This window comes from Nostoc sp. ChiVER01 (assembly GCF_034531155.1).
GTDB lineage: Bacteria > Cyanobacteriota > Cyanobacteriia > Cyanobacteriales > Nostocaceae > Nostoc.
The window spans coordinates 39,453-54,471 of record NZ_JAVRBS010000023.1; the positions used below are offsets into that span (position 1 = coordinate 39,453).

8 protein-coding genes are annotated in these 15,019 nt (G+C 40.2%); 2 read left to right on the forward strand and 6 right to left on the reverse strand.

From position 1 onward, the window contains the following. Positions 1 to 87: 87 nt before the first annotated feature. Positions 88 to 1,152, forward strand: a complete 1,065-nt coding sequence (locus RMY00_RS25625) for a YheT family hydrolase (RefSeq protein ID WP_322650245.1) — start codon at positions 88 to 90, stop codon at positions 1,150 to 1,152. Between the two features lie 357 nt (positions 1,153 to 1,509). On the opposite strand, the gene RMY00_RS25630 is transcribed toward RMY00_RS25625, so the two are convergent. Further along, positions 1,510 to 1,779 carry a hypothetical protein gene (locus RMY00_RS25630; protein ID WP_322650246.1) on the reverse strand — a complete coding sequence of 90 codons (270 nt, stop codon included), beginning with the start codon at positions 1,777 to 1,779 and terminating at the stop codon, positions 1,510 to 1,512. Between the two features lie 760 nt (positions 1,780 to 2,539). Between RMY00_RS25630 and hetI the strand changes: the two genes are divergently transcribed. After that, entirely contained in the window at positions 2,540 to 3,259 is a 720-nt protein-coding gene (gene hetI, locus RMY00_RS25635) for a 4'-phosphopantetheinyl transferase HetI (RefSeq protein ID WP_322650247.1), read from the forward strand. A 141-nt stretch (positions 3,260 to 3,400) separates the two neighbouring features. On the opposite strand, the gene RMY00_RS25640 is transcribed toward hetI, so the two are convergent. The 5 genes from RMY00_RS25640 to RMY00_RS25660 form a co-directional block, all read right to left on the reverse strand. Then, positions 3,401 to 4,204 (reverse strand): SDR family oxidoreductase, encoded by an 804-nt coding sequence (locus RMY00_RS25640; RefSeq protein WP_322650248.1) that lies wholly within the window; start codon positions 4,202 to 4,204, stop codon positions 3,401 to 3,403. Positions 4,205 to 4,815: 611 nt separating this feature from the next. Continuing rightward, positions 4,816 to 6,330, reverse strand: coding sequence for a thioester reductase domain-containing protein (locus tag RMY00_RS25645; RefSeq protein ID WP_322650249.1), 1,515 nt, complete (start codon positions 6,328 to 6,330; stop codon positions 4,816 to 4,818). A 2-nt stretch (positions 6,331 to 6,332) separates the two neighbouring features. Further along, positions 6,333 to 8,009 (reverse strand): PfaD family polyunsaturated fatty acid/polyketide biosynthesis protein, encoded by a 1,677-nt coding sequence (locus RMY00_RS25650; protein ID WP_322650250.1) that lies wholly within the window; start codon positions 8,007 to 8,009, stop codon positions 6,333 to 6,335. A 278-nt stretch (positions 8,010 to 8,287) separates the two neighbouring features. Beyond that, positions 8,288 to 13,036 carry a PfaB family protein gene (locus RMY00_RS25655; RefSeq protein ID WP_322650251.1) on the reverse strand — a complete coding sequence of 1,583 codons (4,749 nt, stop codon included), beginning with the start codon at positions 13,034 to 13,036 and terminating at the stop codon, positions 8,288 to 8,290. A 222-nt stretch (positions 13,037 to 13,258) separates the two neighbouring features. Next, entirely contained in the window at positions 13,259 to 14,986 is a 1,728-nt protein-coding gene (locus RMY00_RS25660) for an SDR family NAD(P)-dependent oxidoreductase (protein ID WP_322650252.1), read from the reverse strand. Between the last annotated feature and the right edge of the window lie 33 nt (positions 14,987 to 15,019).

The following is a 15,019-nucleotide window of genomic DNA, read 5'->3' on the forward strand; positions in this document are numbered from 1 at the left end:
ATTCTAAAAAAGTTTTTAAATCTTACATAAATATTAAGATTAAATGACTGTGAAATCAAGACTCAATTACACGAAATCTTATATTCTATGATGTGTTATACTCCGCCCTACAATCCGTCTTGGTTTTTACAAAACGGTCTAATAATGACTGTATACACTGCTTTGTGGGGAAAACGTCACTGGCAAAGTACTACTTTATTACCAGAACCGTCTTATCACGAGAAAATCTTTGTTGGTGGCCAAGGTGTGCCAATTTTTGGCTTAGTTGCCATCCCGGAAAATGCTCATAGCACGATTATCGGTACTTATGGCATTACTGGAGAGTTAGAGACGGAATGGTATCTGAGGGTGCTAGGACGTAAAGCTTACGCTCAAGGCTACGCTGTAGTGTTATTTGATTGGCGGGCCCACGGCAAAACAGCCGAATTGTCCCCAACTCTAACTTCTGATGGTTTGTATGAGGGCGAAGATTTTGTTCGCATCGCTGCTGCTGCTAAGGCAATGGGATGTCCTGGGAAATTTTGGTTTACAGGATATTCTTTAGGAGGACAATTGGCATTATGGGCGGTGAAGGTTGCTGGTGAGGTGATAAGGGAGGATGAAGATTTAGGATTAGAAGATAGCGATATTGGCGGTGGTATGGTGATATGTCCGAGTTTGGATTCGGAGCGATCGCTATCTTATCTAGTTACAAAGCCCTTCGGCAGATATTTGGAAGCGGGAATTGCCCAAAATTTAAAAAAACTGGCATGGCGGATACATGATGCTCATCCTGGAAGCCTTGACTCAGCAGCGATTGAACGGGCGAACAGTATTTGGGGTTTTGATAATGAACTGGTAATTAAGCGGCTAGGTTTTTCTTCTGTAGAGGCATATTACCAAGCTAGTAGTGCTTTACAAATATTGCCGCAAATCTCGAAACCGACTTTGATTCTATATGCTGCTGATGACCCACTTTTTGACCCAAGTATCATACCGGAATTGAAAGAAGCCTGCGATCGCAATCCCGCAATAGATTTATTACTCACTCAGTATGGCGGTCATGTTGGCTATTTGAGCAGCAAAGAATGCCAACGTCAAGTACAAGATTCTGATCCTTGGTGGGCATGGAATCGGGTTTTACAATGGCTGGAAGAAAAGCGAATCGGGTAATAGACAAGAAAATATTCTAGCAGCTAGGATACTCCACGGATGGAGTCGTATTGTTTGAAAGTCTAAAAAATAGAACAGATTAGCTTGTTTTTACTAATTGTCCTAAATAAACTATTGCAATATAGAGGATGGTATTGACTAAGAAGCTACCACAATATTATTGGTAAACCAGCAATGACAGAAGCAACCCCTGTCCAAAGAGTAAAGCGCTCAACATCTACTTCATCCAAAGCAACGCTCATTTCCTTAATTGATAATAGTAACGCTGCCACTAGCAGCACAAAGAAGGCAAGGTACCCCAAATTAATAATCATTCATCCTCGCTATGTTATAGAAAAAAGTAGTTATAATAAGTTTTTAACAAGCTTTGGCAAAATGTTTTTGTTCCAGATTTAACATTTTGCTAGAAAAATGATTTACCAGTGAACAAATATCTACTTCAGATAGCCAAATCATGGTTTCATAACCAACTCGACCCATTTCTGGCTCTGGCCCCATAGGCATCTCCACCAAATATTCCCAGCAACGTGACTCAAAGCGGTAATTTTTGATGATGCCTTCCCCACCGATAAACCTTACTCTTTGACCTTTACAAAGCTTAGGTACTGGTAAAACACTTGCAGACATTTCTCGTAATTCCTTGGAGTAATACTGTGATAGCTAATGTTGTAGCTAAAAGAAAATTTCTTATTCTCTGTCAAGGGTTTTAATGCATTCTCTTTCAGGAGATTTAACTTTGAGTTAAAGATAGTACACCTACAGTAATAAACAGGCCACGTATATGTAGGGCAATAAATTAAAATATTAGTCAGTAAAAGTAATCACAGCTACTTTAACTCAGTATTAAGTAGTGATGTTTACAGCTATACTTAATATCTAATAACTCTTTTGGTAGACTTTATAAAAACAGGCGCAGTTGTATAAACAGTGAAAGTGATTACCCGTCTTAGGCGTGTGAAGCATTGCGTTTTATATTTGTTTTTTAAGTATTTTTTGACTATTAATTGCGGCTATAAGTTGAGAGATGATTGTTCTTAATAGAACTATTTACAACACATTTTTGTACAAATATATCTTTAAGCGGATTTAAATTTTGCCGAAATATGAGTACTTTCTGTTTTGCAAATTTATTAAAGTTTGATGAAAAGATTTAAGATAACAAGGACGTGATAGTCGAGCGCAGTTAACTGCAACGCTGCAAAATCATAGCTTAAAAAGCTGTGACACTGCGTTGAATCGGCGAAGCGATAAGCCTGACGGCATGGCTACGCTTACCGCGTTGGTCTGGCGCATTGTATAGTAGCGCTAAAGCGTCAAACTAGATCCATTGATAATCGTCGTAATTAAACAAAGTACTAGAGTACAACTCCCTTGATTTTTTGACTCAATGACCGCTTCTAATGATATTTGGCTAACTGCACCGACAGATTTAACTTTGCAACTGGATGAGATTCATGTCTGGCGTATAGACCTTGAGCAACCAGAAGCACAGCTGCAAAATTTAGCAGCGACTCTTTCCAGTGACGAAATGGCTCGTGCTGAACGGTTCTATTTTCAGGAACATCGGCAGCGTTTCATTGCTGGTCGTGGTATTCTCCGAACTATATTAGGTCGCTATTTGGATATCCAGCCCCGACAAGTACAGTTTAATTATCAACAGCGTGGCAAACCAGTATTAGCAGATACATTTGCCGATAGTGGACTGGCGTTTAACTTGTCTCATTCCCAAGGGTTGGGTTTGTGTGCGGTGAATTGTACTAGAGAAATTGGTGTAGACCTAGAATATATTCGCCCGATGTCTGATCTAGAAGCCCTTGCCAAACGGTTCTTTTTACCGAGAGAATATGAGATGTTGCGATCGCTATCTCAAAACCAACAGCAAGAGGTATTTTTCCGTTACTGGACTTGTAAGGAAGCTTATTTAAAAGCAACTGGAGACGGACTATCCCACTTAGAGCAAATTGAAGTATCCTTAACTCCTACAGAACCAGCCAAGTTACGGATAACTGAAGACTGGAGTCTTTTTGAACTAGTACCCGCTAACAATTATGTTGCTGCTGTTGCAGTAGCGAATTTAGGCTGGGATTTGAAGTGTTGGCAATATTAATCCTAGTTAAGCTAATGAGCATTTAAGTTGCATAAATCCAGGGTTGAAGCCCTTACCACGAGCGAGTCAGTCTGGAAAAATGAATGACGATTAGCTTATTAGTCATTAGTTCTTCTTCCCCAATGCCCAATGCCCCATGCCCTACTTATCTTCCTGCATATTTCGCACAATTTTTGTTACCAGTTTTCTAGGTACAAATCTGACGCTTTTTGCAAGTAGTTTATTCATAAACCCAGGAATTGCAATAGTTTTGCCCTTCATTAAGGCGCGAAAACCAATTTCGGCTACTGTTTGTGCATCCATCATCCTCTTACCCTTGAGCAACTTAGAGTCAGCCATTCCGGTTCTTTCATGAAAGGCGGATGCGGTTGAGCCTGGGCAAAGAACTGTTACAGTGACACCTGTACCTTCTAATTCATTAGCGATCGCTTCAGAAAAAGATAAGATATAAGCTTTAGTAGCAAAATAAACAGCCATCAAAGGCCCTGGTTGAAAAGCAGCAGCTGAGGCAACATTTAGTATTTTACCTTCACCTTGCTTTACCATGTGCTTCACAAATAGCTTGGTTAAATGGGTAAGGCACACCAAATTTACCTGTAACATTTCTAATTCAGTAGCCAGGTCTGTTTGGTGAAATAATCCATAGATACCAAATCCAGCATTATTGACTAGCACATCAACATAAATATCGGCGAGTTGCAATTCCGTGAAGATTTCTTCAGGAGCTGTTGATATAGATAAATCCTTGACAATAGTTTTGGCAAAATTTCCGAATTCTTCTTGGAAATTAGCTGCAATTTCTACAAGCTTTAACCCGTTTCTGTCTACTAAGACCAGATTGTAATCATGAGCAGCAAAAATACATGCTAATTCGTAGCCAATACCATTGGCTGCTCCAGTAATAAGAGCAGTTTTTTTGCTCTGAGTTTTATGTGTTGTGTTCATGAAAGAATATTGGTGAATTCAACTTGATGAAGCTGCGTTGCATTTACAGTGGTTCTCGTTCTACAATTAAGTACGCGTAATATCTCAACCAACAAGAAATGTCTTGAGTTATTACCTTTTCAAATGCTTGTGTGATGGGTTGGATAGATGTAGCAATCCAAACGTAAATTTAGGACTTATACATCGAATAAGTAGAGCATTAAAAAAGTTCGGTTATTTCAAACTGCTAGCGCTGGCTTTTGATTAATCACAGCAGTCAGCAGGAAAAATCAAACTTTTATGCCCAACACTAACCATTCTATCCTCAATTACTTCTGTCAAAGGGTGAATCCTAAAAATTTACATGATTGAGCATAAAAAAACAGGGCAATTCTATTGCCGCTGTTAGTGTATGAGTTGTTGCTGGCATCTGAAATATTGGCTATTCAGTAGTACTGAGTTTTAAAAAACATGGACTAAATAAAATTATTTTGTAGGGGAGCCAGTGCGTTGCGGAGGTTCCCTCCGTTGTAGCAACTGGCGTTGTGTTACAGCTTCCGTAACGCACCGTCTCGGATATTTTTGAGACGGTGCATTACGCTCATAACACATCCTACGCAATTTGCGAATTACTAAGCGATATTTAAAAAACCGGTTTGAATCAAGTAGGCGGTGTAAGTCATAAACAATTGAGAATCAATTGGCGGACAACTAATAGAACTACCTGCTAATGCATGAAGAGTATCTTGACAGCTAATGTGTGGTCTTCTAGCTTGTAAGTACAAATCAGGAATAGTCAGTTGTTCATCAGACCAGCGTTCCAGTAAAAAGGGTCGCAGAGTGTACAAAGGATTGTCAGCAGAAGTTACATTATTGATTAACTCTGATTGCCATTTTTCGTAAGGAATCATCTCAACTGAATAACCAAATGAGCGTATCCACTCAACTAGCATTTTCAAAGCGGCGGGTTGGGGATGTTGTAAATTAAAAGCCTTACCTATGGATTCTTTTTGGCGTGATAGATAAACAATGGCTTTACTTACATAGTCTACAGGAGACATATCCAACATATAATCTACATCAGGAAAATATCCCATTTGTAGACAGCCTTTGGTCATCAGGTTAATAAAGTCATGTGTGTTACAAATGCCTGTTTTGCTATCACCAGAAATCAATGGTGGTCTGTGGATAGTTACAGGCAGGCCGCGGTCACGAGCAATTTTGACTAACTTTTCAGCTACCCATTTAGTTTGTGAGTAACCAAGATAAATACCTTCCCAATGATTGAATTCATCTTGTTCTTTTACAACCTTGCCAGCATAAGCGGTCGATTCAAAAACAGCAACACTAGAAACGTAATGTACAGGCTTAACTTTAATTTGGCAAGCCAGCCTCAAAACTTCTTGAGTGCCTAAAACATTGGCTGCTTTCAATGCTGAGTAGGGAAAAACATAATTCAATAAAGCACCACTATGATAAATAATATCAATATTGGCAGCTAAAATTTGAAACTGTTCCGAACCAACACCTAACAATGGTAAAGATAAATCGCCGACAATCGGAACAATTCTGGAATTAAATTCTTCATGCCAAATTGCATACTGTTGCAGATTATTTTGGAGTTTGCTTTTGCCTTCTTCGGCATTAGCAGCACGCACTAAGCAATAAATATCCGCATTGGTTTCCTGTAGCAATTCCCGGATAAGGAAAGCTCCTAAAAAGCCAGTTCCTCCAGTTAAAAAGATATTCTTGGGTTCACCCACAAGGACATTAGATGCAGCACCAGGATTAATAGTAGGGTCAAGAACAGCCTCAGCACCTAAATCTAGAACAGAGGGTGCAGCGTTGGCATTAGAGGATGCTACCTTTGTATCTTGAGCTGGTGAACCTTCTTGTACTTCTTCAGCTAAACGCTGTGAAAGAGCTTCAATATTTGGGTAATGCCACAAGAGCAATGGAGATGGTTGAAATCCGAGCAATTTTTCTAAGTTGCTTACTAGAATCATTGCTTGGGCTGAATCCAACCCATAGTTTTCTAAATGTTCTTTTACATCTATTTCATTAGTTGCAACTCCTAGCAACTTAGCTAAGTTAGATACCAAAAATATTTGAATATCGTCTGCGGTGAAAGACTGTTTTATAGTCATTTTTAAATCTCCAACAATGATGTAGAACGAACAGGGTGATACTGACTGTAATAATTGGAAGCTTGCAGCCCTTGAATTTTCAAATTTTGGACACGATACAAAAAGGCTGCACCAGTCATAATTTGATTAGCTACATCAACTACCCGACGATTATTTGGTTCAGATAGATAAGAACCACGTACCCAGTCATTGAAACCGCCCATTGCCGGGCCACACCAAATTTGATAATCGACTTCTCTACCTTTTTCACCAGAACTAGACCAGCGAGAAGATAATCCTAGATACCAACGGAAAATCAACGCCATTTTCAGTTTAGGATTATTAACTGCTTTTCCAAGTTTCTCAGGATTCTTTTGGGACAGATAAGCCGCAGTTCCTTCCCATACTTCAGCAATAGTTTTGCGAAAAACTTGTTTTTCTAATTTCTCTCTTTCTGCCAAAGGAATCTCTTCAATGGAATCATAAGCGCGATAGAGTTCAAATAATTTCTGCGCTCGCATGGGGAACATTGTACCCCGTTTGAGAACTTGCAATTTGACTCCCATTTCAAACATATCTGCTGCTGGGGCCATAATCATATCAGCCATTTCTGCTTGGGCTAGTAATTTTTTGGTATGTTCACAAGCCCCAGATTCAACGCATGATTGATTAATGGAACCAGTCATTATATAAGCAGCACCCATCATAAAGGCTGCTAATGCTGATTGTGGTGTCCCAATTCCCCCTGCTACACCAATTCTAATAGGTGTTTGATAATGATATTGTGCTTGAATTTCATCTCGTAAGGCAATAATAGAAGGTAACACACAAACCAGGGGACGATTATCTGTATGACCTCCAGAATCAGCCTCGACGGTAATATCATCAGCCATTGGAACTTTGGCTGCAAGGGTTGCTTGTAACTCAGTAATTAACCCTTGTTCAAGAAGTTCTTTGATTATTCTCGCTGGTGCTGGTTGCAGAAATTTAGTCGCGACTTCTCGGCGAGAAATTTTGGCAATGATTTTATTTTTGATTTCAATTTGATTGGCGTTATTTAATGCCAATCCAGCCAGACGGTAATAAACAATGTTGGGGGTTAAGTCCAGAAATGCAGAGGCTTCTACTGTTCTTACTTGATATTTGAGGTATAAATCCACAGCCCGGCGTTCAATCGCTGGTTCATTGGGACTGTGAATTAAATTAAATGCATAAGGCCCTTGAGGTAAGGCTTGTTGAATGCGATTTATGGCTGCTTCCAAACGTTCTGGAGTTAAACCACCTGCACCAAAGGAACTCAAAATTTGCTCTTTTCCGAGTGCAATGACCATTTCTTCGGAAGCAATTCCGCCAGCCATTGCGCCGGTAACGTAGGCATATTTCACTCCATGAGAGGAGAGAAAATTGGGATCTCCAAATTGTTGAATGCGGATTGGGGCTGCAAATGTTAGCAGTTCTACTTGTGCTGTTGTGCCATTATCACCAGGGGATAAATAACCCTCATTAGTGACACCGATTTTTCCAGCAACTTTTACGATGTAGCAGGGTTTATTTAATACCATCAATTTATCTTTGATGGTTTGTTTCTCAAAAGATACAGTTTCTAAAGAACCTTTCCAAACTTGGTTTTTGTTATAAGACCAGGTGGAGAAGTTAAGGCCATTATCGTGTTTACTTAGTACCGTATCTACGGTTGTCACGGTAGTTATCCCTCGGATTACAAGCAATGGATGATAAAAGTGAAGGATGTAGACTTTTTATATAGCAATCCTATTTTCTTGGCGCTCTTGGCGTCTTGGCGGTTCGTCAATTTTCAAAATTTAGATAGGATTGCTATAGAAGTCTAGATTTTCATATCAATTCTCTCCGAAGATGCACGTAATAATTTTTAAACGAACCGCCAAGACGCTAAGGACGCCAAGGAAGAGATGAGTTAAGAATCAGTCGGTGCAAGTTGAAAGAGAATTGGTATGAAATATTAAGATTCGTCGTTAAGCAAGTTTTGGGCACAAGCTAGTTGCAATTGAATGATTTCGCTCATTTGCTGACTGTAATCTTGTCTAGCTTGTAAGAAGGCTGTGTGTGCTTTAGTTATCTTTGAATTATTAGCATTGAGCTTTTGATACTGGGTCTTATTTAAATCGAACATGCTGATGATGCTACTAATTTTTTGAGTTCTGACGGGTGGGGAGGAAAGAGAAATTGGCTGTCTAATTGCGCTTGACTCAGAAGATTGTAATTGTTCTTTCGGTTCAAAAACGTTATCAATGATATTTTTCGGTTTTACTTCTTCTGACAGAGGCAAGATGTTAGAAGAATGACTTTCTTCTTGGGTTATATGGTTGGAAGTGTTAAGAAAATCTGTGATTTCAGATTGTTGGACATTAGGTATATCTGGATGCTGTATTTTGAAGCGTTCGCACTTAATATCCTCAACCAAATTTTCAACAAGTTTACGATTTTCTTCGCTCAAAATTGTAGCAGCGATCGCTTTCCCACCCAAGGTAACTGTTCTCAATGTTGCTTTACTTGAATTAGCAGTGTCTTGGGCTTTGCTATACAGTGGTGATAAATCTACGTTCACCTGATGACTGAGTAGTTTTGCTAATGCTTTGACCATCGAAGCATGGTCATCCATCCCTCTACGATTTAGAGAGACTGTAATGTGTTCTTTGTTGCCAAGAATTTTATCAATCCATCGTGAACAAACACTACCTGCGCCTGCTTCTAGAAATATTTTCACACCATCATCGTGGACACGATTTACCAATCGGGGAAAATCAAGCTCTTGGCACAATCCTTTAGCGATGTTATGCGCGATCACATCTCTTTCGAGTGCAACTGGTTGATAATCGGCGGCAGAATAAAACACAATCCCAGGAAGATTTTGTGATGGTAAGCTGTTTACCTTCTTGATTTCCTCGAACTGCGATCGCATCGCCTCACAATGTATCACATGGTCGAAGGGAGCGGGAAAAGAATTACAACCTAAAGTTGCAATCACTCGCTTGCAGGCTGCATCGTCACCAGCAATTAATACTTCTTCTGGTGTGTTGATTTGAGTTAAGTAGACGTGATTTTCATGTTTCAGGCATTCTCTAACTTGAGATGGAGTAGCCATGAGAACATAAGTATTCCAAAAATTGTTGTTTGGTGAATCTGTTAATCCCCAATATTCACGCACAGCATTTTTCGGCCCAGATAGCTTATCACCAAATAAAGGTGATGAGTTTAAAGTGTTACTTCCACCTTCAAAATCACTCCAAACCCCTTGGGCAACCATCATGCTAGTTTCACCCAAGCTATACCCAAAAACGCATTGCGGCTTGACTTGAAAATCATCTCGAAAAATTGCTGTCATGTATCTAGCAAAAGCGATTTCACTTTCAAACATTGCTAGTGAATCATCTAACAATTGCTTTTCGAGAGTTTCTAATTGCCTGGTTGTCAATTTAGGCAAGCTTCTGGGATAAACCAATTTTTCAACATCGGCAGCTCGATTGTAGAGATTGTTACTTTTTAAATCCTCAAAGACTTTCGGAAATAACCGGAAAACGGTACGACCAATGCCGATATAAGAATTAACTGCTGCGGGATAAACATAAGCAACTGCTCCAGTTTTACCCAATGGTTTTGCTGTGAAATAACTTCCTATTGGTGTTTGCCAATCTGTGCCATTTTCAAAGGCGTTATTTACACCTTTGCGGGCAGATTCAATTTCTTTGAGTAGTTCTTTTGTGTTACGTCCTGCGATTGATAAGACGTATTTTGGAGCAGATTGCTGTTGAAAGGTAGTGAATGTTTGGCTGGCGGTAGCTGATAAAGAAGAACTAGCTTCGATGGATTTTTGGAGATGGTTTAAGATATCGGGTATAGTGGAGCGATCGCTAACTGCGATAGGGAACAGATGAAAAGGCATTTGTTGCAAATATCTGTTGTCGCGCTCCTCTTGGCTGGGTTCTTCCGATAAGATTAAATGGGCATAACTGCCATCTATACCCATGCTATTAATTGCTGCTATTCTGCGTGTGCCGCCTTTATCGACAAACCAAGGTCTTGATTCCATCGCCACATAGAAGGGGCTACCTTCCCATACTTGCGGTGTTTTGACACCAGACCATTTGGGGGTGGCGGGAATATACCTGTAATAAAGACAGAGAGCGGTTTTGATTAAGCTAGCAATTCCCGATGCTGTATAGGTGTGGCCGATATTTGCTTTGACGCTACCTAATGCACAATGTAAACCATTGCCCACTTTCGGGTAAGCTTGGAGTAAACCTGTGATTTCCGCTTCATCCTCCTGGGGAACGCCACTACCAAAGACTTCCACATAGTTAACTTCTGTAGGTTGAATCTCTGCCATCTCGAAAGCTTGTTTGCAGACATTGCTGATAGCTGAAGCATCAGGTTTTACCAAAGCATCACTCAAAGTAGAATTACCTTGTGCGAAACTCATAGCATCAATTACTGCATAGATGCGTTCGTTGTCTTCCTTAGCAGCTTCGTAGCGCTTGAGGACGACAGCACCCGCACCTTCGCCAACCGTCCAGCCATTTGCTTGTTGGTCATAACCCAAGGTATTGATACCTGTATTAATTGGGGCAAATTGGCTGCGGAATAAGACATTTTCTACACCACCGGCTAAATCTACCGCACCAACAACCACCGCGTCTACTTCTCCTGTAGCGAGTAGCATTTGGGCAACTTCCAACGCTTTGAGGGCAGAATTTTCGCCAGCGCTGACGGTGAATGCAGGGCCAGTGAAATTCCACAAAGCCGAAATCCGGCTTGCCATGATGTTGGCGATGTGACTGACATATTCGCCGATTTCTACTGGTTGGTGAATGCTATCTTTGACAATGGTTTCCAGTTGGGAGAGCTGTTGGGCAGGTAGAGAAATTCCTTGGTTGAGTAAGCCGTCTTTAACTTGCCAAGATAGATTCCATCTTTGCTGTAGCTGATGCACAGAGAATTCTGTCTCGGCGGCGACAATCACAGCCACATTGCCACCCTCCTGTAGTTTCGCATCTTTGACGGCGCGATCGCTAACTTTCAAAAGCAACAATTGTTGTGGGTTTAACTTCTCTATCTCATTCGGTGGAATTTTGCACGATAAAGTATCGATTTCAAAATCTTTGATATATGCCCCTAATGGTGCTTTTCCATCTGGTAAACCGTACTCTTTCAGAACACTTTCTTGATTTTCTATACCATGCCATCTTTGAGGCGGTAGGGAAGTAAAATGTTGTATTCCATCATAAATGCTGCGTTCAAAAGCATCTAAACCATTGCAGTTACCAAAAAAGGCATCCATGCCGACAATGGCAACTTTGGTAGGTGGAACAGGCGGAGTTGATTCAACTGATTCTGCTGTATTTCCTTGTTCTAAAATCAAATGAGAATTAGTGCCGCCAAAACCAAAAGCACTTATAGCCGCTCGTTTTATTGGTGCATTATTATTAGACCATGCCGTAGCTGTTCTAACAATTTTGTCGGCGGAAATTGTACCATTTTCTGATGTTAAAGGTTCCGAAACATTCATGGTTGGTGGAATTACCCCATGAGACATACTCAAAATCACTTTAGTCAAGCCAACCATGCCAGCAGCAGTTAGCAAGTGACCAGTATTTGCCTTAGCAGAACCTACCAGAGGCGCAGCTTGATTTTGACCAAAGAATGTTTCTATGGAGTTGAATTCGGTTGTATCTCCTAGTAATGTGCCGGTGGCGTGACACTCTAGATAATCGATGGTTTTGGGACTAACTTTTGCCTCGTTATAGGCTCGTTCAAAAGCTAGAACTTGTCCTTTAGGATTTGGACTGAGTAAATGTTTACCTTTACCATCATTTGAGAGTCCATTACCGCAGATAGTAGCGAGAATATTGTCGCCATCTCTAACGGCATCAGAATATCTTTTCAGCATCACCATCCCAACACCATCGGCGGGGATTAATCCTCTAGAGGACTTATCTAACGGACGGCTAATGCCGTTTTCTGCATACCCTTGAACACCAGAAAATAACATCCGCACGAATAAGGAATCTGCACAACTGATGGCTCCAGCTAACATTACATCAGCTTTGTGTGACCATAAGTAATGAGATGCTAGTTTAATCGCATAAAATGATGATGAACAAGCAGCATCCAGACATAAGTTAATCTGAGATAGAGATAAAGCTTGAGCTACGATAGATGCTGGTAAACCAGATATCATCGCATTGTATAAAGATACTTTGGTAGCACTTGGGACAGCTAAATTAAAATCTTCATACTGCAAAAGTTCTCTGACAGCAGGATTAATAGCTTGCTGGTAAATTGGAGAGAATAATTGATTGGATAATTTTGTTGGGAATGATAAATTACCTAAAATTACGCCACATTTTGCCAGAACAGTTTGATTACCCCAATAACCACTTTGTTCAATTGCTTGTTTAGCGGCATACAATGACCATTTGAAGGTGTTATCTAAGCTATCAACAAATTCTGATGGTAGATTGTATTCAGATGGATTAAACTGGAAGTTGCGGATGTACCCGCCTTTGAGGGAATAAGTTTTGTCTGGTGTGCCTTTAACTGGATTGTGAAATATTGTCGGATCTACTCCGATTTCTTCGACGGTTGCAGAGGATGTCGAATCTTTTTGATTAACGATGTTTTGCCAGTATTCTTCAGGATTCTTTGCATCGGGGAATAGGCAAGATAATGCGATGATGGCTATTTTTTCCACGATTTATATGCTCCGAGTTTGGGTATTTAGCAAGAGATAATTAAAAGGCAGGATTTACGCTGTTCCCCAAACTTTGAAGTGGCAAGTTATAGCAATTCTATCTGAGTTGTGAAAAATTCTGTTTTTAACGAACCGCAAAGGACGCAAAGGACGCTAAGAGAGGAAGAATTTTACAGAGATTTTAGGACTACTATATGGATGTTGAGTGGTAAAGGAAGATTATTAGCTTCTGAGCATTTTCATTGACCAAATAATGGCATGAGCGCCGAGCATTCGTGAGTATATTTTTCCTTGGCGATCGTGTATGATGAAGTTTGCGATCGCACTACTTGGTGTCTTAGCTAGTACTTCACACGAAACGTAAAATGTTTCGTTATGTGGTATCATCGCAAATTGTTCAAACTTTTCTACTTTTCCAGGTAAACAACCTTCTTGATGAAAGTGTTGTGTCCAAACCCATAAGGCGTGCATACTCAAGTCAGTGGTGTAAGGATTTACCCATTGGACTGGGAATTGTCCTTGTTGTTGTGGTGTGAGTTCTGGCCAAAGACATTCTGTTGTGATTTTTTCAGGGCTGATGTTTAAAACTCTTTTGATTTCTTGAAAAGCCGGGCCATGAAATAATGTAGCCCCACCATTTTGATAAAAATCTTTTCCTGTAGCGGTGATAATATTATCTTCTTCGAGATTGAGAGATTCATAAGTGGGTACATCTGGGATTTCTCGCTGGAGATTCAGTTGAGCGCTAAAATGAAAATGAATTCTACCTTGTGGGTTTTTACTCGAGATTTTGGCTTTAAGTTCGATTCTTTCAAGATTAACTTTAGAAATTTCTTCTATTTCTAAAATATGTTCCTCTGCTAATGTTTCATTGAAAGTAATCCCCTTCAAAACCTTAAAATCTTGGTAATTAAACAGCCGATAACCAGGATATAATTGTTCAGAAGCATTAATAATCCAGGTCATTGCACAAGTTGCTGGTAAAACTGGAGAACCAGCAATCGTATGATCGTGCAAAAATGGATTAGCCTCCAATGTCATTTGGCGACGAATACGATGGGTTCGTAGTTCTGAATCTAACTCCGCCGCCAGTGGAACGAGTGGGCTACCAATGACAACTTGTGAGGTTGCATGGTTGGTATTATCCATTTCTTTCACGAGCATTTGTGCCCCAACTGCAATCGGAATTATTTCAATTTTTCGCTCTTGAAAAATCTTCTTTAACTCTGCTGTCACCATCCCACTATCCCAAGCGCCCCAGTTGATAGCGACTACGTGACATGAGGGATAGCTTTGCTTAAATATATGGGCTGATTTGTTCAGAATTTCATTTGCGATCGCATAATCAGATTGTCCAGGATTTCCGTAAAATCCTGTTACTGAAGAAAACAAAACTAAATGCTGAAGTTGATTAGGGTTAACGCAAGTTAGCAGGTTTTCTAAACCTTGAACTTTGGCAGTGTAAACTTTTTCAAAATCCTCTTCTGTTTTCTTTTCTATTAACTTATCAGCTAAGTTTCCCGCGCCGTGAATGATTCCGGTAATTGGCCCAAGATGTTGCACAGCAGTGGCAAGTTTTTCTTGTAAAGCTTGTGTATCTGTGACATCAACGCTGATATATTCGACTTTAGCTCCGGTTTTTTCAATTGCTGCTAGAGTCTTTTTAATTTCACGGCTAGAGGTAATTTTGTTATATATTTTTTGTACATTCATGGGTGTGGGCTTCTCTCCTTGAGAAAGAAGATTTTCCATGATGCATTTTTTCAATGCAGATTCATCAGAATTTTGGGCATAATCTGGCTCGGTTTCTAATAGTTCGGAGCGACCGAGGAGGATGAATTTGCAGGGTTGCTGTTGGGCTAATCTGATAGTACACTCAGCCGTAATCCCTTTTGCACCGCCGCTCACGACAAAGACAGATGATGGACTAAGCTGGGCTGTTTGTGTCATAAATCCTCTGATATTAATTCGTAATTCGTAATT